Source organism: Aquimarina sp. MAR_2010_214 (genome assembly GCF_002846555.1).
Taxonomy (GTDB): domain Bacteria; phylum Bacteroidota; class Bacteroidia; order Flavobacteriales; family Flavobacteriaceae; genus Aquimarina.
This window is the reverse complement of record NZ_PJMS01000001.1, coordinates 1,723,237-1,743,442: the sequence shown is the minus strand read 5'-3', so window position 1 is coordinate 1,743,442 and position 20,206 is coordinate 1,723,237. Positions and strand designations below refer to the sequence as shown.

Here is a 20,206-nt window from a genome sequence, read left to right as displayed (position 1 = left end):
TATATTCTGACCAGAACTCCTTATTTTTAGGGCAAATTAAACAAAACAAAATCACTTCGCCTTATTTTTGTGCGAACTATTGTTAACTATTCTTTTATTTTGACAGAAACTCCTCTGAATTTAAAAAACAAACGTGTAGCCTATCGAATATACCTGATACTTGGTGCGCTTTTCATTTCATCATTAGTAGTATCTAATCTTATTTTTCAAAAATTCTTTTATTGGGATTTTTTTGGAGTATATACTTTTGAAATTTCTGTAGGGATTCTACCATACCCTATTACTTTTTTGATCACAGATATTATTAGTGAAGTATTTGGTAAGAAGAAAGCCAATCAAATTGTTACTGCTGGTATTTTTGCATCTTTTTTTTCATTACTCATTGTATATGCTTCATCTTCGGTTCCTGCTACAGCCTGGTCTCCTATAAATGATGAAATATTTAATCAGGTTTTTGGTGCTACAGTAATTGCTGTATTTGCATCAATGATGGCTTATCTCTTTGCGCAATATATCGATATCCAGATTTTTCATTTTTGGAAACGTGTCACTAAAGGAAAACACCTGTGGTTGCGAAATAATTTTTCTACTTTTTCCTCTCAGTTTGTAGACACACTAACAGTTCTTTTATTACTATGCTCTACTGGCATCATAGAATGGGATCGTTTTGGAATATTATTACTTAATGGCTTTTTGTTTAAAATATTGGTCGCCGCACTAGACACCCCAATTTTATACCTGTGCGTCTATGTTATAAGAAAACGATTTAAGCTAAAACAGGGTGGTGAATTAGCTCTGGAAATTTAAAATCTAACAAATAGTTAACTTAAAAAAAGTAAGATCGTATCTTTGTAAATCGTTACTTTATCTCAAAGTTATTTTTATCATGAAAAAAGTCCTCAAAATTCTTGGTATTTTTTTACTACTCCTTATTATAGGTATCATCTCAATTCCTTTTTTATTTAAAGGAACTATCCAGGATAAGGTACGCTATCTGGTGAATGAGCATGTGCATGCAAAAGTAGACTTTGCAAATTTGGATATCAGTCTCATCAGGAGTTTCCCTCAGGCATCTGTGGTTATCGATGAACTTTCAATTATCAATTACGCCCCTTTTGAGGGAGATACTCTTGCATATTCTAAAAAAATCGCTCTGGATATGTCTATCAAAGAGTTATTTAAAAACGCTTCAGAACCTATTAGTGTTCAAAAAATAGTAATTGATGAAGCCAATATTGCAATCAAAACAGATTCATTAGGAAATTCTAATGTTGATATCGTTAGAAAACAGGAAGATGTTGCAGAAACTCAACCGGAAGAAGAAAGTGGTGCTTTCACCTTTGCTTTGGATCATTATGAAATAAATGACAGTAAAATTCTATTTAGAGATGATGTGAGTAAAACTCTATTGGCTATGACTGATCTTAATCATAGTGGTGATGGATCGATCTCTGGAGAGAAAATAATCTTAGATACAAAAACAAATACAGAAGCCTCATTAAATCTCGATGGCACTAAGTATCTGAACAAAAACAAATTACAACTTGATGCTCAAATAGAATTAGATCTTGAGAATCAGCGTTATTCTTTTAAAGAAAACAAAGCTCAGATTAACCGATTGCCTCTTGAGTTTGCTGGATATGTTCAGTTATTCGAAAAATATACCGATGTAGATCTTAGTTTTAAGACTCCTTCATCTGATTTTAAGAATTTCCTTGCTGTTATTCCTGAAACTTATGTCAAAAACCTGGATGGAGTACAAACCAGCGGAGACTTTTCTATTAATGGAATTATTAAAGGGAAATCTGATGATACTTATATCCCAAAAATGGATATCAAGATCGCTTCGAGTAATGCTTCTTTTAAATACCCTGATTTACCTAAAGGTGTTAAAAATATAAATATCGACACTCAGATCAAGAATGAAACCGGATTGGTTGATGATACCTATATAAATATTGACAACCTAACTTTTAAAATAGATCAGGATTCTTTTGCTGCCAAAGGTAGTCTGCGAAATCTAACTAAAAACATGATTGTAGACATGATGCTAAAAGGCACATTAAACCTAGCTAATCTAAATCAGGCATACCCCCTACAACTGGAAGAAAAGTTAAATGGGATTGTTAATGCAGATGTCAAAACCAGTTTTGATATGCAATCTTTAGAAAAAGAACAATATCAAAATATAAAGAGCTCGGGTACTGCCAGTATTTCTCAATTTACATATGCTTCTGATGACACACCTAATGAAATAAAAATTGAAAATGCTAATGTAAGCTTTACCCCAGAAACCATTTCATTAGACAAAATGCAGGCAACTACAGGTAGATCAGATCTTTCTGCTACAGGTACTATTCAAAACCTTATGGGATTCTTATTTGCAAAGCAAGATCTAAAAGGGAATTTTGATGTAAACTCTAATGTGTTTGCTGTAGATGATTTTATGATGAGTGAACAAGAGTCCGAAGAAGAGGTCGCAAGCACAACAGAAGATGAAACTATGAGAATCCCTTCTTTTCTGGATGCTACATTAAATTTTGATACCAAAAAAGTTTTCTACGATAACTTAGAGTTACAGAACACAAAAGGAACAGTAAAAATAAAAGATGAAACTGCCTACTTAGAAAACGTAACTTCTAATATTTTTGATGGAGGGATGGCTCTTAATGGTAACGTATCTACTAAATCTAAAGTTCCAACTTTTGATATGGCTCTGGATTTAAGTAAAATTGATATCGTAAAATCTTTTAACAATTTAGAATTAATAAAAGGCTTAGCCCCGATAGCAAAAGCGCTTACTGGTAACCTGACTACTAAAATTAATTTGAATGGTAATCTCAATGAAAATCTCATTCCCGTTTTAACCTCATTAAAAGGTAAAGCACTTGCCGAAATTCTTAATGCACAGGTCTCTACAACTAAGACTCCGTTTTTATCTACCTTAGATAACCAGCTTAATTTTGTAGAAATAGATCAATTGAATCTAAAAAACATTAAAACACATCTGAGTTTTGATGATGGAAAAATTAATGTAAAACCATTTGAGTTTGATGTCCAGGGGATAAAGGTTACTGCTGGTGGGGATCATAGTTTTGAACAAAACATGAATTATAATATCAAACTAGATGTGCCTGCCAAATATCTAGGTAGTGAGGTTGGAAATTTAATCTCACAACTTGATCAAAAAGAAGCCAACACTATGACTGTTGGACTACCAATTGGACTCACTGGTAATTTTAAAAATCCAAAGATTAACTTAGATACAGATCTAGCCATAAAACAACTCACACAGCAAATAGTAAACAAACAGAAAGAAAAAGTAAAAGGAGAACTTATCGGCAAGGGTCAAGAAGTATTAACAGATCTATTAGGAAATTCTAAAAAACAAACTGATTCTCCTAAAACGAATTCAAACAACACCGAAGAAACACTAAAAAACACTGCAAAAAATATTTTAGGAGGTTTTTTAGGTAAGAAAAAGAAAAAAGATTCTACAAAAACAAAGAATTAACAGCACGTAGAAAAGAATTTCAATGAACACTTGCTTAGCATAGAACTTCTCGATTTATATCATAAATCCTAAAGTTATTAACATCTTTTTTTAATAAACTCCTAGCTATAGGAGCAATACGCCTATTAAAGATACGTTAACAATTTAGTAATCTTATACCTACAATATAAGTATACATATAATTATAATTTTACTGCAAAACTAAATCCCCCTAGCTATGAAATTGAAGAATACCCCTACAATTCTTTTCTGTTTCCTTTCTTTTTTAGCATTCTCACAAAAAGAAATTGATAACAATCAAATGAACTGGATTAAAGGATGGACAAATTTTGACCCTAATCAAAGTGAATATCCAGAACCCGAAGAAGTGCTTCCTAACATTATTGATGGCAACTCTTATTTAAGAAATGATGTAACCTACTTAATGTCAGGAAATGTTTACGTAATTAACAATGCAACTTTAACTATAGAAGAAGGAACCATAATCAGATGTGATGCCAAAAATGCCACAAGCCTGGTAATAACCAAAGGTTCTAAATTAATTGCAAGAGGCTCTAAAGGGCTTCCAATTGTATTTACATCAAATAAAGCTCAAAAGTCTAGAAAATCTGGAGATTGGGGAGGTATTATAATTGCCGGATCAGGCACAATTAATTCTCCTGCTGTATCCAAAACTATAGAAGGAAATTTTCTGCCTCAATATTCATCATATGGTGGAACACAGGAAAACGAATTAACAACTATGATGTCTTATGTTCGAATCGAATATGCCGGTAAAAAAATTAATCAATCCAAAGAACTAAATGGATTGTCTCTTTATGCCCTAGGAAGTAATTCGATCATAAACAACATTATGATTAGTTACTCGGCAGATGATTCTTTCGAATGTTTTGGAGGTAGTGTGAATATGTCTAACCTAATCTCTTACAAGGCAAAAGATGATGATTATGATTTTACATTAGGATATAATGGAGAATTAGACAACATTCTTGCAATTAGACACCCTTATATTAGTGACATCAGTGGTTCTTATGCTATCGAAGCAGATGGATACGACAAAAAAGAGGGTTTTATTGATATAGAAACATTATCAAACATACATATTAAAAATGCAGTTTTAATAAACCTATCTGACCAAAGTAATTACAAGCATACTAAGGCTGCAATTTCGTCTAAGAATTTAGCTAAACTTAACCTCACTGACATACGTATATCTGGTTTTGCTAATGTTGTAAAATTTGATAAAACATACAAATCTTATTTAGATCTTCAAAAACATTTCTTATTAGAAAATAGCGTTTTTAATGTGCACAGTAAATCAGTACTGACGCAACATAACTCTGCTATAAATACTGATCAATTACTAAAGTATAACATGTATACAAATCATTTCAAAAGTGCTGCTGATCTATTTACTGATCCTTTTGATGAAAAAAAACCAATATTTACACTAAAGGATTCGGAAAATTATACAGTAATGCAGTAAATTTGAATCTACGCACACAAAATCATCACAATAATGAAATTATTTAGTACCGTTTTCTTTTTATTTTTTATCATAAACCTTAATTATGCTCAAACAAGAAAAAATGTTTTTTTTGAACAGAAGACACTAACCGAAAAATTCCACACTATAGATGAATTAGAGGAGTTAAAAAAAGGGGAACTTGTTAAATTGTATACAGATCGTATTAATGAGATAATAACTGTCCTACCCTATTTAGCTCTAACCAATGAAGCAGGCATCAAATTGTCTGATATTGGGATTAAAGAAAATTCTGACCATTTAAAGTCTCTTAACAAACATCATTCGACGACGACTGAAATGATTGAAAGTAATAAAGATTTAATTTCAGAATTTATTCCTTATGCCGATACAGAAAAGATTATTTGGGGTATTTTATATTTTGAAGAAGTAATTAAAAAAATTAGAATAGGTGCTAATGGAAATTTTTAACCAAATATAGTAGTACATACTTCTATTCATATATTCAAATCAGCTTATTAGTAATTAGTTAAGCTGATTTTTTTAAAAATGATTTTCAAAGCACTTTTTTACTTACAAACTATATTCATTACATACAATATATCGTCTTTTTTTGTTCTTAAAATGAGATATTAAACAGAAAAAAACTATAAAAAACCCCTTAAAACAAGGGGAAAAAACCCCTTTTTTAACAAAAAACAGATTCACCAAACAAAATTGTTTAATATTTATACAAATCTGATAAACATTCGTTAATTTTTTGACTATCAACTAGTTAAAAAATTAACTCTGTAGGAATTTTACTCATAATATTATACTAAATTAAGTTAAAATAACGACTAACATACAAAGTTTACGGTAAACACGTAACCTTTTTTGTTAAAACTCTTCTATCTTAGTACTCCCAAAATCTGGAGAAAGAAATTTCTTCCAATAAAAAGTTTAACCCCAAAATAAACTATTATGAAAAAAAGATGTTTTCTATTAACAGCTTTTATCCTACTACCAACTTTTAATTTAGTTATTGCACAAGATTTTAATGAAAATAACGATAGATGGACAAAAGGGTGGACAAATTTTACACCTAATAAAACTGACTATCCAGAAGCTGAAGAAAAATTACCTAATATTATAATGGATCACACTTATTTAAGAAACGATATTGTTTACTCAATGTCTGGTGATGTATATGTAACGAATGGTGCATCTTTAACGATTCAAGAAGGGACAATTATACGATGTGATCATGAAAACCCTGCAAACCTTATTATTTCTAAAGGTTCAAAATTGATTGCCGCAGGATCCAAAGCTTACCCCATCGTTTTTACTTCCAGTAAAGCTCCTAAATCTCGAAACAGTGGTGATTGGGGAGGTATAATTATTGCTGGATCAGGAAAAGTGAATACTGTTTCAGGTAATGGTATTATTAAAGGAGATTTCAATCCTCAGTATTCTGTTTATGGTGGAAATGATACTAATGAGGAAACAACAATACTAAGATTTGTAAGAATCGAATTCTCTGGAAATAATGGATCTAACGGATTGTCTTTATATGGATTAGGAACTTCTTCAATCGTAAAAGACATTATGGTAAGTTATTCTGGTCAAGATTCTTACAATATTCGCGGAGGAAAAAATAATATTCAAAATATAGTTTCTCTAAAAGCTCAAGATGATGACTACCAAATTTCTGAAGGTTTTAAAGGAACGATTAAGAATGTTCTTGCTATAAGACACCCATACATTAACAGCCCCCAGGGATCGTATGCTATCGAAATAGATGGATACAATAAAGAACTTGGATACATTAAACCTGATGCCATAACAGATGTTACTATTGCTAATGCAACCCTTGTTAACCTGTCTGACAAAACCAATTACCAGCATACAACTGCGGCTATTTCTTCATCTAATTCGGCAATAACATATATACATAATTCTAAAATATCAGGTTTCTCTGATGTAGTTAAATTTGATAAATCATATACATCTTTAGCAGTTATACAAAAGGCATTTATGATGGATAATAGTTTTTTCAACATCCATGGTAAAGGCATCACCACAAGTAACACGACAATTAATGGAGCTGTAGATATTCTAAAGTACAATAGATTTACAGAAAGCTTTGTTGGTGTAAATGATTTGTTTAGTGATCCAAAAAGCTCTATTGTTCCTAAATTTCAATTAAAAAAATCATTAAATAATTATATGGTGATGCAATAATAAAACAGTTTGCTCTGGTTTTACGATACAAAATCAATCCAAATCAAATGTATATTACAAACACTATGTCGAAAATATTAATAAGCTTAATCTTCTTTCTCGCAACAAGTACAATTCTTGCACAACATGCAAATGAAGCTATATTCTTCACGCAAAGAAGTCAAACTAACAAATTTCACACTATTAGTGATCTGCAGGCCTTAAAGAAAGGCCAACTTGTAAAGTTATATCAAGATCGGGTCGAGGAAATCATAACTATACTTCCATTTCTATCACTTACCAATGAACCTGGTGTAAGATTAAGTGATATTGGTATTAAAGAAGATTCACGACATCTAAAAATTCTTAGAAATAATAACGAGTCTACACAAAAAAAGTTAGAAGTCACCAAAGAAACTATTGAAGAATTAGTTCCGTATGCAGATACCGAAAAAATTATCTGGACAATCCTGTACTATGAAGAAGTCATTAAAAAAATGAGAATAGGGATTAATGGAAACTTTTAACAACTAAATTAGTAATGTGTTTAAATTATCATATTTACTTAGGGTTAGAAGCGGCAGTTGCCGCTTCTATTTTTTTTATTTAATTGTAAGATTATCTGACTTACAACTACTAAGAATTTATGACATTACCTATGTTATATCTCATATTAGGAGCTATTACAGCCATTATAGGTGCACTTCCTTTGGGAGCGGTCAACCTAGCTGTTATTCATACCTCTGCAAAAGAAAATATTAAAAACGCATCCTACATAGCACTAGCCGCAGGGATTGGTGAAGTTTTATTAGCTCTTTTTGCACTGCATTGTAGTATGGAATTATCTGATTTTTTTCAAGAAAATCAGTGGATTCAAATTGCGTTCATTACGCTCTTCTTCTTAATTGGGATATATTTTTTACTTTTTAAGAATAAAACAAACACCAAACGTACATCCAATAAATTAAGACTATCTAACTCTAAATTTCTCACTGGATTTTCTTTAGCAATATTGAACCCTCCAGTGATAATTTACTGGGTTTTAGCCATTTCTTTGGTAAATAAATATGTTTTTGAACTCACAGCTCAAGATCCACTCACCTCTCTTTTTCTTTTCTTTCTTGGAGTTTATTTAGGAAAAATAGGAACATTATATTTTTATGGTCGATGGGGAAATAAAATTGCACAACAACCAGGAGATTCTAAAGCAAAACTATCTAAAATTGTTGGAATAGTCCTGGTGGTTATTTCTATTTTTCAAGGTATCAATTTTTTTATCCAGTAAGGAAATCACCTACATCAAAATACTATTTTTTAAACCATTTATACAAGTAATTATCTTTCATCTCTTTCTATATTTGCCAACAATTCTGATAAAATTATAGTACTGTGAATATTGACGATTTCAATTCTAAATTAAGCTTGCCAAAAGAAGAGATGCAACGCTATGGGTATAAAATTATAGATCATATTGTAGATCATTTTGAGACTCAGAACTCAAAAAAACCTGTAACTATTGCTTCAAGAGAGGAAATGGATGCTTTATTAACAGAAGATCTTCCTGATAACCCAACTCCCGCAAATGAAGTTCTGGATTTTGTAATGGATCAAGTCATTCCAAACAGTACTATTGTATCTCATCCAAAATCATATTCTTTTGTACCTGGACCAAGCAACTACATAAGTGCTATGGCCGATACTATTGCAACAGGTTTTAATATATTTTCTGGAGGTTGGGCTGCGTCTCCGGCAGCAGCAGAATTAGAAATTGTAACTATGAACTGGTTGCTTAAGATTTTTGGATTTCCCACAAAAATGGGTGGAGGAATATTTACAAGTGGTGGTTCGATGGCAAATCTTACTGCTTTGGTAACAGCCAGAAGGGTAAAATGCGGAGAGGATTTTTCTAAAGCTATCATTTACCTATCAGATCAAGCTCATTCTTCAAATATAAAAGCAATCAAAGTAATTGGTTTTAAAAAAGAGCAAATAAGACTTATTCCTACGGATTTAGAATTTAAAGTTTCTTTAAACAAATTAAAAAATGTAATTGCCAAAGATCGTCTTGAAGGGTTTCAGCCATTTTGCATCATTGCATCTGCAGGGACTACTAATACAGGAACTGTAGATCCTATGGATGAAATTGCAAATATCTGCCAGGAAGAAAATTTATGGATGCATGTTGATGGTGCCTATGGAGGGGCAGCAATTTTAGCTAATAAAGGAAAAAAACTCTTAAAAGGTATTGAACGAGCAGATTCGCTAACTGTAGATCCGCACAAGTGGTTTTTTCAGCCTTATGAAATAGGCTGTTTATTAGTTAAAGATCATAATTGGTTAAGTGGTACATTTAGTGAAAAACCAGAATACCTTAGAGATATAGAGGGTAATGAATCTGAAATAAATTTTTATGACCATGGTATTCAATTAACCCGACGTTTTCGTGCTTTAAAATTTTATATGTCATTAAAAACATTTGGGCTTGATTCCTTTAGAAAAGCTATACAATACAATATAGATCTTGCTGAACAAACTGAAGATATCTTACGAAAAAGCACATATTGGGAAATTACATCACCGGCCACATTAGCCATAATTAACTTTAGATATAACCCTATAGGCCATCAGTTTTCTGAAGAAGAATTAGATCGCATCAATCAGAATATTTCTAAAAAAATAGTAGATTCTAGAGAGGCAATACTAGTAACTACCGTTTTAAATGGTCAGGTTGTACTTAGGATGTGCCTTATAAACCCAAGAACAACCATTGATGATATCAAAAGCACGTTACAACAATGTGAAATGTACGGAAAAGAAGAATTGATTATAATTGCAAAAAAAGCATGCTAGGCTATTGTTAAATTAACCACATATCCTTCATTATTTCTCACATTAAAGACTGTATTATCTTCAAAAATAAGATATTGCCCCTTAATTCCTTTTAGCACACCAGAATATTCTGGTGTTTTTGTGAGGTTAAGGCTCTTTAATGCATTAGGATACTGAAGCACAGGGAAATGAAGTTGAGTTTCTTTTCCATTTTCAATAAAATATTCTTTTACCTCATCAGGTATAAAATCTTTTAGTTTGTTTTTAAAAGAGATCAGGTCTTCATCAATTATTTCATTTTTAAGCATCGTACGCCAATTTGTTTTATCAGCAACCTTTTCTTTTAAAGCCACTTCGGTAATACCTGCCAAATACCGATTAGGGACTTCAACAATTTCTATAGCCTCATGAGCTCCTTGATCTATCCATCTTGTAGGCACTTGAGATTTTCTGGTTACCCCCACTTTAACATTACTAGAATTAGCTAAATACACTACATGTGGCTGAAGTTGTGCTCTTTTCTCAAACTCTAAATCTCTATCCTCAATACCTAAATGCGCAGTACTTAGTTCTGGACGCATTACCCAATCTCCAACTTGAGGCTGATTGTAAAAGTCATCATAACAATACCCTTGTCTAAATATTTTTTTATTTTCACCACAAGCAAGGCACTGATATCTTACAAATTCTATTCGTATTTTTTTATCCAATAACTGATTCATATGAATAAAATCAGATTCGAAAACCAAATAATATTGAATAGGATCATTAATTTCTGTTTGCATTTTTGTTAGTACCCCTTGATATTGCATAAAATTTTGTTATATAATAATCTAATAAGAAGAATGTGATTATTTTTATTATTTTAGTTTCTAATTGACAACAACAAAAATAACGTATCCCAATTTTATATCAGAATTGATATACTTTATTTCTGCCTAAATATACATTAAAAAATGCCAATCCCATTAGTTAATTCTATAGCCAGCTGGTTCTTAAAAAAACGCTTTCATCAAATGGAGCTTTTTCTTAAGTACCCCAATGAAGTTCAGCTTGAATTGCTTCATGGGCTATTAGAAACAGCTAAGAATACAGAATTTGGAAAAACCTATGATTTTGCAACCATAAGTAATTATGAGACTTTTAAAGAACGTGTACCTATAAGATCTTATGAGGATTATGAATCTATAATAGAAAGAAGTCGTTTAGGAGAACACAATATTTTTTGGCCTACTCCTATCAAGTGGTTTGCAAAATCTAGCGGTACTACTAGTTCAAAAAGTAAATTTATCCCTGTTAGTGAAGAATCATTAGAAGATTGTCATTTTGCTGCTGGTAAAGACCTCTTGTGCATGTATCTTAATAATAATGAGGAATCAAAACTCTTTACAGGAAAAAGCCTTAGATTGGGAGGTAGCAAAGAATTGTATAAAGAAAACGGGACTTCTTTTGGAGATTTATCTGCAATAATTATAGATAACATGCCTTTTTGGGCCGAGTTTAGTTCTACTCCCAGTAACGAAGTGTCATTGATGAGCGATTGGGAGTATAAAATGAAGGCTATTGTTAATGAGACCATTCAGGAAAATGTAACTAGTTTAGCAGGTGTTCCTTCCTGGATGCTGGTTTTACTTAATCAAGTACTGGAAATTACGGGAAATGAGAATATCTTCGAAATCTGGAATAACCTCGAAGTGTATTTTCATGGCGGAGTGAGCTTTGAGCCTTACAAAGATCAATACAGCAAAATTTTACCTAGAAACTCTTTTAAATATTATGAAATATATAATGCTTCTGAAGGTTTCTTTGCTATCCAAGATCATAATAATTCTTCTGAGTTATTATTAATGTTAGATTATGGAATATTTTATGAATTCATACCAATGGACACTTATGGCAACAAAACTGAAAAGGTAATCCCACTAAGCGAAGTAGAAGTTGGAAAAAATTATGCTATTATCATTACTACCAATGCTGGATTATGGCGCTACAAAATTGGAGACACCATTCGCTTTACCTCTATAGAACCATATAGAATTAAAGTATCAGGAAGAACCAAACATCATATTAATGTCTTTGGAGAAGAGCTTATTATTGAAAATGCAGAGGAAGCTCTTAGAAAGACAACCAAAATCACTAATAGCGAGATTGTAGACTACACCGTAGCTCCAATTTTTATGAAAGGAAGAAAAAAAGGTGCGCATGAATGGATCATTGAATTTAAAAAGCACCCCGAAGACATTAAAGAATTTACTCATATTCTTGATCAAAATCTACAACAAGTAAATAGTGATTATGAAGCCAAAAGATACAATAATACAACCCTTAATATTCTTCATATACGTATTGCAAGACAAAATCTATTCTATGATTGGTTGAAAAAGAGCAATAAACTGGGAGGGCAGCATAAAGTCCCCAGGCTATCCAATAAACGAACCTATATTGAAGAATTAATTGCATTAAATAATGTGGGTTCTTATTCTCCCTGATTAAGAAATAGTTAAACCTATCCAAATTGGCTTTTTTTCTATAAAAACCATAAATAAAAATATATATTATTACGGTTAAACCGTAAAATAACTATGTAAGAATTGTTGTTTTTAACAAAATTATTAGTATTTCATCGTCCAAAAAAAGCGTTTGATCTAAAAAATATCAAATCATTTTTTAGGCTCTTATTTTCATATTAAATTTGTCTTCAGATAGTTATAAATATACCAAAGCCCCAAAATATGAAAACTACGATATCTTGCATCACTTTATTATTTTTAGTACTAGGAATTAACGCACAAGAAATCAAAACAGAAAATCACATTACTAAAGCCAATGAAACGGCTGCTGTAAATTCAAAGAAAACTAATGTTTCTTCTTCGACAAGGGCTTTAAAAACAGAAAATACATTAGAAGAAGACACATGTTATAGCGAAATCTCTAAAGCAACATTTTACGAAGCTTTAATTCGCCAAAATGGTTTAGAAATATACCTTAACAACAGTGATTTTGCATTAAAAAACACAGAAGATATTATTACTAATAATAAGGAACGAATATCATATTCAGAATAATTATATCATCAACTAATCAAACCAACAAAAAACACCTTTATAAATTTATAAAGGTGTTTTTTTTATATAAAAAGTTTTTCTATATTTTTCTTCTACTTAGGAAACTGCTTTAAGTTTTTTAATTGTAGATTTATTTAGCTTCTTTTCGGCATAATCTTTAGTTACTCTAAACTCTGTTTCTTCGCTTTCTGGCAATTCGAACATTGCATCTGTCAAAATCGCTTCACAAAGTGATCTAAGTCCTCTTGCTCCCAGTCTATACTCCAGCGCTTTTTTTACGATATACTCTAGTGCGCCATCAGTAATTGAAAAACCAATATTATCCATTTCAAACAACTTCTTATATTGTTTTATAATAGCATTTTTAGGAACTGTTAAAATAGACCTAAGGGTTTCTTCGTCCAAAGGATTCATATAAGAAAGTACAGGAAGTCTACCAATAATCTCAGGAATCAATCCAAAATCTTTTAAGTCTCTTGGAATAATATACTGCAACAGGTTATCTTTCTCTATAGCATCTTCACTTTTAGAAGCACTATATCCAACCGCTTGCATATTTAATCGCTTCTGGATCATTTTTTCGATCCCATCAAAAGCTCCACCTGCAATAAAAAGAATATTTTCGGTATCTACTTCAATAAATTTTTGATCTGGGTGCTTACGCCCACCTTTTGGCGGAACATTTACCACAGTCCCTTCTAGTAACTTAAGCAAAGCCTGTTGAACTCCTTCTCCAGAGACATCTCTAGTAATACTAGGGTTATCACTTTTACGAGCTATCTTATCAATTTCATCAATAAATACAATACCTCGTTGCGCTTTCTCAAGATTATAATCTGCAGCCTGAAGCAATCGTGTAAGAATACTTTCTACATCTTCACCTACATAACCTGCTTCGGTAAGTACCGTTGCATCAACAATAGCCAAAGGAACGTTAAGCATTTTGGCAATGGTTTTAGCCATCAATGTCTTACCTGTACCTGTTTGACCTACCATGATGATATTACTCTTTTGAATCTCAATATCATCTTCTGTTTGTGGTTGCAATAAGCGTTTATAATGATTATACACTGCCACAGACATTACTTTTTTTGTAAACTCCTGTCCTATTACATACTCATCCAAAAATTTCTTGATAGCCATAGGCTTTCGTAACATTAATTCGCTACTAAGCTCACCAGTTTCTTCATCTTTGGCCTCTTCTACTACAATTCCATGTGCCTGAACAATACATCTATCGCAAATATGGGCATCTAACCCTGCAATAAGCAAATTGGTTTCGGGCTTCTTTCTTCCGCAAAAAGAGCATTCTAAGTCTTCCTTAGCCATAGTTATTTAATTTCATTTTCATAAAAACTTCTCTTGTTTCCGTATATGCATACAAGTATAAGGGGAAAATTCCCTTAATAACAAGAAAAACCACATCATTCTCTAGTCAAAATCTCATCAATCATTCCATACTCTAGAGCCTTATCTGCTTTCATCCAATAATCTCTATCACTATCCTCATATACTTTATCGTAGGTTTGTCCGGAGTGTTTGGCAATAATTTTATATAATTCTTCTTTTAATATCAAAATCTCACGTGCAGTAATTTCTATATCACTTGCTTGTCCTTGAGCACCACCTAATGGCTGATGAATCATTACGCGACTATGAGGTAATCCAGAACGTTTTCCTTTTTGTCCAGCACATAATAATACAGCTCCCATAGATGCAGCCATACCAGTACATATAGTAGCAACATCTGGTTTGATAAATTGCATTGTATCATAAATACCAAGACCTGCATAGACACTTCCTCCCGGAGAATTAATATAAATCTGAATATCTTTAGAAGAATCTACACTTTCGAGAAATAATAATTGAGCCTGAACAATATTAGCCACCTGATCATTAATCCCGGTTCCTAAAAATATAATACGATCCATCATTAACCTCGAGAAAACATCAAAAATAGCAATATTCATTTGACGTTCTTCTATGATATTAGGAGTCATCCCAGTTGGATACATACTACTAACAATCTGGTTATAATAGTTGCTATTAATACCATGATGCTTTGTAGCGTATTTTTCGAATTCTTTTCCGTAATCCATATTTCTTTTTCTGAAATTTTTATTGATAAAAAGGGCGTTAACCTAAAGATAGTTTAACGCCCTAAATATAAGTATAATTCCTTAGTAAATTACAACATTAATTATTTGTAAACTTCTTTTATGAATTCATCAAAGCTAACCTCTTTAATCTTTAGCTTTGCGTTTTCTTTATAATAATTAAGCAGCTTTTTACTCATCAATTGCTCAGAGATTCTTTTAACCTCTTCTTGATTTGATAATATTCTTGCTGCGATATCCTCTAGCTCTTTATCTTCTGGAGAATTTTGTCCAAACTGAGCCATCTGACCTTTAATCAAATCTTTTGCAAAATCTTTCAATTCATCAAAAGTTACCTGAAGGTTATTATCATTTATTATTTTACCTTCGATCAATTGATAACGTAAGCCTTTTTCACTTTTTTCAAACTCATCCTTTGCTTCATCTTCTGTCAAAGGTTGCTCACCGGTTGTTCTAATCCATTTCTGCAAAAACTCATTAGGAAGATCAAATTTAGTATTCTCTAAAACATTTTCCGTAATATCATTAAGCAATCGCTGTTCTGATTGTTGCTCGAATTGACGTTCGGCATCTTCCTTTATTTTTTCTTTCAAATCAGTAACCGATTTTATAACACCGGCTCCATATAGTTTATCAAATAACTCCTGATCCAAATCTGCTAACTCCTGAGTATTTATTTCTGAAACTGTAAAAGTTACTTCTATATTTAAGTCGTTTGCTTCATCATTGCCTATTTTTAAAGCACTTATCAAATCATGATCATCAGCAAACAATCCTTTTGTCTTTAACTTGATAACATCACCTACCTTTGCTCCTACAAATTTATCAAGATTCTTTTTACCTTTAATTTTATCTAAAGAGACAGTAAATGCATTATCAATTTCTTTTTCTTCATTAACAAAAGAACCAGCTACCAAATCATCTTTTTCTACAGTATCTTTAGATATAAGTTTACCATATTGTTTTTGGATAGTTTTGATTTGGTTGTCAACCATCTCATCGTTTGCTACAATTTTGTAGTGAGTAATTGCTTTTTTACCATTAAGCTTCACTTCAAATTTTGGAGCTAACCCAAGTTCGAATTCGAAAGAATAATTATCAGTATCCCAGTCAAAATTTTCCTGTTCCTTAGGTAAAGGATTTCCTAACACATCCAACTTCTCTTCAGTGAGATACTTATTTAATGCATCTTGTAACAGTTTATTCACCTCATCTACCAAAACTGCTTTTCCGTATTGTTTTTTAACAAGCCCCATAGGAACGTGACCTTTTCTAAAACCAGGAATGTTAGCATTTTTACGGTAATCACTAAGGATTTTCTCAACCTTATCTCTATAATCTTCTTTAGCGATATCTACGGTTACCACTGCATTCAATTCGTCTAATTGCTCTTTTGAAATATTCATTATCTCTACGTTTACTACTAAAAATTGGCTTGCAAAAGTAATACTTTTTTACATCACAACAAATTTTTAACTCCTTGAAAAACAGTAAGCGTTACATTAATTTTTGTCTTTCTTCAAAATAGAATGTAGTATCGATTGAAAAACAGATAATAAGACACTAAAGATCAGCGCCCACAACCAGCCATTTACACTAAACCCTGCGATAAAATAATCTGCCAATAAAATAATTGCTGCATTAATAACCAAAAGAAACAATCCTAGAGTAACTATTGTAGCCGGCAGTGTTAAAATAATCAACAAGGGTTTTACAATGGTATTTAAAATTGCCAAAACGACGGCAACTATTAATGCACTAACATAATTATCAACTCCTACTCCTGGGAGGATTTTAGCCAAAATAAGCACCGCTAAAGCACTTAAAATAAGTTTAAGTAAAAAATTCATACCTCAAATATAAACTTTATCTTATTCAATAAAAAAAGCCTGCTGAAAAAACAGCAGGCTTTTTATCTAAACATTGTTTAGTATATTTTCTTAGTTAACATCATTGCTTAAGGTAACCGTACCATAATCTGCAGGATTAACCCTTGGCAAATTAGCTTTATAAGTAGCCTTAATAGCATTCAACACTCCATTGGTTATCAAAGCATGAGCTCTTGGTGTTGGGTGCACCCCATCTAATGAGAATCCTCCACCACTAACAAATTCTGATGTAATCGCTCCTCCATCAATAGGAATACCTCCATTTGCTGCTTGTGCCAAATCGGCTGCCGCATCATAAAACGCTAATCCTTTGGCGGTAGCAAGACCTGCAATAGTAGCATTAAATCCTGTACGAGCATTTTCTATAGCCGTTTGTTCTGCAGGCACTAACACATATTTATCTTCTAAAGGAAAACTAACACCATTAACCGATAATTGCCCTGCTTCTTCCTGAGACAAACCTAAACCAACTAATTCTGCAAACCTGGCTTCATTAAGTTTTCCAATAATACTTGAACTGGTAAGCACTAACAAATCATCTGCAGTAGCTTGTCTTGCCTGACCGTACTGCGCTCCAAAAAGAGCTGCTTTTAATGCTCCAAATGTAGGAGTCAAAGCCGCAGTCAATTGTACTGTTTTATCATCAAGCGATTTATCTTTAATTACCACAGCACTTGCTCCGGTAGTAGAAAACTCTATCGCTCTTTCTGGAACACCAATACCTGCAAACGCAAGATTTAACCCCGCATAGGTTGCATTAAGCGTAGGTATTTGTGGTCCAAAATCTGGATTCAAAGGACTTAATGGCGCATAAGGAACCGTTGTAAAAAACGGTATAGAAGTTACACTAGGCAAGTTTAACACCACTCCTTTAGCTCCTTTTGCAGTAAGCGCATCAATTAATTGACTATAAATACCTGCAAATACAGTAGTATTTGTAATATCATTAGAACCATATGTAGATGGATCAAGATTAGGCACCGCATTATTATCTGCTCCTACACCACCAGAAGTAGCATAGCTAAGAATATCATTGTTTCCGATCCACAAACTAAAGAAGGTTGGGTCTTTAGCTACAGCATCTCCTATCACATTTGCTGTTGCAGAAGAAGCAAATCTAGCATAATAAGGATTTGCCAAACCACCCGCTACCCCAGCTACATTTCCATATCCTGACGCGGCTAAATGAAAACTTTTAGCTCCAGGAACTCCCATATTATTAAAGGAACTACCAAGGCTATTGGTAAAATCAGTTGAAGGTGCTGCTCCTGTATATGTTTTCGGCCCTACTGGTTTACCATCTGCATCAAACACCAACACAAATCTTGGAGGAAAGGTAACCGGGTCATTACTAAACCCTCCTACATTATCTGCCATTAACGGCTGTGTAAAATCACCACCACCTGCAAATGCAAATTGCTTAGATAATATATTAGGGTATGAATTTTCTTGCCCAGTTATATACAATGCTCCATCTGCAAAACCAGCTGTAAGCGAGTTCCCTAATGCTACATAATTACTAAAATCAGCCTCTCCACTCGTATACGTTCCTGCTTCATCAATCGGATTATCAAACTCTGGTTCACATGCTATTATTCCTAATGCCAGAATTGCTAAATATTTTATATTTTTCCTCATCATCTTTATTACATTTTATAAGTTAAACCAAGTCCAGGAGCAAATGCGCTGGATTTATATGTTCCTCCAAAAGATTCTGTACCACCGGTTGAGTTTGTACCAAAATCATAAGAAGCATCTACCTCTTCAAATCTCAAATAAAAGAACGAAGCATCAATAGCTAACTTAGGTGTTACGGCAAAACTTAAACCACCAGTAAATCCATCAGAGTCATTACGAGGAGTTTCTGGAGCAAAATACCCTGGTTGCACAGGAGTTTCATCACGATAATACCCTGCTCGCAAAGTAATTTTATCAGTTGCCTGATACTGTAATCCAAGTCGATATACTGAAGAATTTTTATAATTACGCGGGTTTACTGAACTAGAACCGTTACCAAAAGTAAGATCCAATGATTCATACACCTCCCAGAATTGCCTATTATAATCAAATGCAAATACCCATTTCTTATACTCATATGAAAGCCCTACGGTTAGCTCTGCTGGTAACGGTAACTCTGCATTAAAAGTAGTAGTTCCGTTTGCTGGCACTCCTGGCCTTGTCGTATCTGGGAAATTAGTAAAAGTAGCCTCTCCTCCTTCGACTTCCATAATAATCTCACTACGATAACTAAATCCTACATGAAAGTCTTCGGTAGGATTAAACATAGCACCTATACTCCATCCCCAATTGGTAACCCCAGAATCATCAACCGTAATATTAGAACGATTACCCTCTAGATCGGTTGTTGCTCTACCGGCATTACGATTAAAGTTCACAGAACCTGTAACATAAATAGGCCCTCCTCCAATACTAAAATGATCAGAAATCTTAAATGAAACTACCGGCTGTATGTAGATTGCTGCTAATTCAATATTATTCACCAAATGAGAACCTGCCCAATTTGTCGGCCATTCTACCTGACTACCAAATGGAGTATACACCCCTAAACCAATAGACATCCAGTCATTTACCTTATAAGATCCATATAAATTAAGAGGAGTTCCCACAGAACTATCCGTTTCTGAAGAAGTACCAAATTCTTTATTTTGATATATTACATCTGTAAAAATACCACTTACACCAACACTTACGTTTAATTTATTTTCTAAGTATACAAGACCTGCAGGATTAAAGAACACCAACTCAGCACTATTTATCACAGCTACTCCCGTATGTCCCATAGCAATCGCCCTTTGTCCTTGCACACTAACTCTATATCCGCCTGCATACGTAACCAAAGTTACCGAGACGAACAGAATAAATAATAAAAGTTTTCTCATAATTAATTAGTATTGTTTGTTATGTTTAGAATGAACTTGTCTACTTTTTTGCTTGTGAGTACAAAATTTTGGCAGTTAATCTAGAATAAAAAGTTTCTTTAGAGCATTACCAAGATATATTATGGTAAAGACACAAAATTTTAGGGGCCAAAATGTAAAATTTGCAGGTAAACAAAAAGTTTAGATAAGTTCTATATTAAAATT

The 20,206-nt window shown here is 32.7% G+C and carries 17 protein-coding genes; 10 read left to right on the top strand and 7 right to left on the bottom strand.

The window, feature by feature from the left end:
* Positions 1 to 99: 99 nt before the first annotated feature.
* From ATE84_RS07465 to ATE84_RS07430, 8 genes are all read left to right on the top strand, one after another.
* Positions 100 to 807: a queuosine precursor transporter gene (locus ATE84_RS07465; protein WP_369828511.1), complete on the top strand. Its 708-nt coding sequence runs from the start codon at positions 100 to 102 to the stop codon at positions 805 to 807.
* 79 nt (positions 808 to 886) lie between these two features.
* Complete coding sequence (locus ATE84_RS07460; protein ID WP_101447202.1) at positions 887 to 3,514, top strand: AsmA family protein; 2,628 nt, start codon at positions 887 to 889, stop codon at positions 3,512 to 3,514.
* A gap of 217 nt (positions 3,515 to 3,731) precedes the next feature.
* A complete protein-coding gene (locus tag ATE84_RS07455; protein ID WP_101447200.1) occupies positions 3,732 to 5,000 on the top strand; it encodes a hypothetical protein in 1,269 nt (422 codons plus the stop codon).
* Between the two features lie 33 nt (positions 5,001 to 5,033).
* A complete protein-coding gene (locus ATE84_RS07450) occupies positions 5,034 to 5,471 on the top strand; it encodes a hypothetical protein (protein WP_101447198.1) in 438 nt (145 codons plus the stop codon).
* A 492-nt stretch (positions 5,472 to 5,963) separates the two neighbouring features.
* The gene (locus tag ATE84_RS07445; RefSeq protein WP_101447196.1) at positions 5,964 to 7,223 is read left to right on the top strand and encodes a hypothetical protein; all 1,260 of its coding nucleotides are present in this window, start codon (positions 5,964 to 5,966) and stop codon (positions 7,221 to 7,223) included.
* A gap of 65 nt (positions 7,224 to 7,288) precedes the next feature.
* Complete coding sequence (locus tag ATE84_RS07440; RefSeq protein ID WP_143273589.1) at positions 7,289 to 7,729, top strand: hypothetical protein; 441 nt, start codon at positions 7,289 to 7,291, stop codon at positions 7,727 to 7,729.
* 119 nt (positions 7,730 to 7,848) lie between these two features.
* Positions 7,849 to 8,487 (top strand): LysE family transporter, encoded by a 639-nt coding sequence (locus tag ATE84_RS07435; protein WP_101447192.1) that lies wholly within the window; start codon positions 7,849 to 7,851, stop codon positions 8,485 to 8,487.
* 152 nt (positions 8,488 to 8,639) lie between these two features.
* Positions 8,640 to 10,052: an aspartate aminotransferase family protein gene (locus ATE84_RS07430; protein ID WP_101450899.1), complete on the top strand. Its 1,413-nt coding sequence runs from the start codon at positions 8,640 to 8,642 to the stop codon at positions 10,050 to 10,052.
* On the opposite strand, the gene ATE84_RS07425 is transcribed toward ATE84_RS07430, so the two are convergent.
* Positions 10,049 to 10,843: a DUF2797 domain-containing protein gene (locus tag ATE84_RS07425; protein WP_101447190.1), complete on the bottom strand. Its 795-nt coding sequence runs from the start codon at positions 10,841 to 10,843 to the stop codon at positions 10,049 to 10,051. The genes ATE84_RS07430 and ATE84_RS07425 overlap by 4 nt on opposite strands.
* A 144-nt stretch (positions 10,844 to 10,987) precedes the next feature.
* Here ATE84_RS07425 and ATE84_RS07420 point away from each other — a divergent pair, with 144 nt between their 5' ends.
* Both ATE84_RS07420 and ATE84_RS07415 read left to right on the top strand, forming a co-directional pair.
* Positions 10,988 to 12,520, top strand: coding sequence for a GH3 auxin-responsive promoter family protein (locus ATE84_RS07420; RefSeq protein ID WP_101447188.1), 1,533 nt, complete (start codon positions 10,988 to 10,990; stop codon positions 12,518 to 12,520).
* A 243-nt stretch (positions 12,521 to 12,763) separates the two neighbouring features.
* On the top strand, positions 12,764 to 13,096 hold the full coding sequence (locus ATE84_RS07415; RefSeq protein ID WP_101447186.1) for a hypothetical protein: 333 nt from the start codon (positions 12,764 to 12,766) through the stop codon (positions 13,094 to 13,096).
* Positions 13,097 to 13,192: 96 nt separating this feature from the next.
* Here ATE84_RS07415 and clpX read toward each other — a convergent pair whose 3' ends face one another.
* The 6 genes from clpX to ATE84_RS07385 all read right to left on the bottom strand — a co-directional run bounded on the left by clpX (position 13,193) and on the right by ATE84_RS07385 (position 20,002).
* Entirely contained in the window at positions 13,193 to 14,425 is a 1,233-nt protein-coding gene (gene clpX, locus ATE84_RS07410; protein WP_101447184.1) for an ATP-dependent Clp protease ATP-binding subunit ClpX, read from the bottom strand.
* Between the two features lie 95 nt (positions 14,426 to 14,520).
* On the bottom strand, positions 14,521 to 15,195 hold the full coding sequence (gene clpP, locus ATE84_RS07405; RefSeq protein WP_025667217.1) for an ATP-dependent Clp endopeptidase proteolytic subunit ClpP: 675 nt from the start codon (positions 15,193 to 15,195) through the stop codon (positions 14,521 to 14,523).
* 101 nt (positions 15,196 to 15,296) lie between these two features.
* Positions 15,297 to 16,619: a trigger factor gene (tig, locus tag ATE84_RS07400; protein WP_101447182.1), complete on the bottom strand. Its 1,323-nt coding sequence runs from the start codon at positions 16,617 to 16,619 to the stop codon at positions 15,297 to 15,299.
* Between the two features lie 96 nt (positions 16,620 to 16,715).
* Complete coding sequence (locus tag ATE84_RS07395) at positions 16,716 to 17,063, bottom strand: phage holin family protein (protein WP_101447180.1); 348 nt, start codon at positions 17,061 to 17,063, stop codon at positions 16,716 to 16,718.
* A 90-nt stretch (positions 17,064 to 17,153) separates the two neighbouring features.
* Complete coding sequence (locus ATE84_RS07390) at positions 17,154 to 18,743, bottom strand: G-D-S-L family lipolytic protein (protein WP_369828510.1); 1,590 nt, start codon at positions 18,741 to 18,743, stop codon at positions 17,154 to 17,156.
* Between the two features lie 5 nt (positions 18,744 to 18,748).
* Positions 18,749 to 20,002, bottom strand: coding sequence for an OmpP1/FadL family transporter (locus ATE84_RS07385; protein ID WP_101447178.1), 1,254 nt, complete (start codon positions 20,000 to 20,002; stop codon positions 18,749 to 18,751).
* Positions 20,003 to 20,206: the final 204 nt, after the last annotated feature.

Bases quoted from the DNA above. Each gene is read 5' to 3' on its own strand.
- ATE84_RS07460 (WP_101447202.1), top strand. From the start codon at position 887: ATGAAAAAAGTCCTCAAAATTCTTGGTATTTTTTTACTACTCCTTATT.
- ATE84_RS07455 (WP_101447200.1), top strand. From the start codon at position 3,732: ATGAAATTGAAGAATACCCCTACAATTCTTTTCTGTTTCCTTTCTTTT.
- ATE84_RS07450 (WP_101447198.1), top strand. From the start codon at position 5,034: ATGAAATTATTTAGTACCGTTTTCTTTTTATTTTTTATCATAAACCTT.
- ATE84_RS07445 (WP_101447196.1), top strand. From the start codon at position 5,964: ATGAAAAAAAGATGTTTTCTATTAACAGCTTTTATCCTACTACCAACT.
- ATE84_RS07440 (WP_143273589.1), top strand. From the start codon at position 7,289: ATGTCGAAAATATTAATAAGCTTAATCTTCTTTCTCGCAACAAGTACA.
- ATE84_RS07435 (WP_101447192.1), top strand. From the start codon at position 7,849: ATGACATTACCTATGTTATATCTCATATTAGGAGCTATTACAGCCATT.
- ATE84_RS07430 (WP_101450899.1), top strand. From the start codon at position 8,640: ATGCAACGCTATGGGTATAAAATTATAGATCATATTGTAGATCATTTT.
- ATE84_RS07425 (WP_101447190.1), bottom strand. From the start codon at position 10,843: ATGCAATATCAAGGGGTACTAACAAAAATGCAAACAGAAATTAATGAT.
- ATE84_RS07420 (WP_101447188.1), top strand. From the start codon at position 10,988: ATGCCAATCCCATTAGTTAATTCTATAGCCAGCTGGTTCTTAAAAAAA.
- ATE84_RS07415 (WP_101447186.1), top strand. From the start codon at position 12,764: ATGAAAACTACGATATCTTGCATCACTTTATTATTTTTAGTACTAGGA.
- clpX (WP_101447184.1), bottom strand. From the start codon at position 14,425: ATGGCTAAGGAAGACTTAGAATGCTCTTTTTGCGGAAGAAAGAAGCCC.
- clpP (WP_025667217.1), bottom strand. From the start codon at position 15,195: ATGGATTACGGAAAAGAATTCGAAAAATACGCTACAAAGCATCATGGT.
- tig (WP_101447182.1), bottom strand. From the start codon at position 16,619: ATGAATATTTCAAAAGAGCAATTAGACGAATTGAATGCAGTGGTAACC.
- ATE84_RS07395 (WP_101447180.1), bottom strand. From the start codon at position 17,063: ATGAATTTTTTACTTAAACTTATTTTAAGTGCTTTAGCGGTGCTTATT.
- ATE84_RS07390 (WP_369828510.1), bottom strand. From the start codon at position 18,743: ATGATGAGGAAAAATATAAAATATTTAGCAATTCTGGCATTAGGAATA.
- ATE84_RS07385 (WP_101447178.1), bottom strand. From the start codon at position 20,002: ATGAGAAAACTTTTATTATTTATTCTGTTCGTCTCGGTAACTTTGGTT.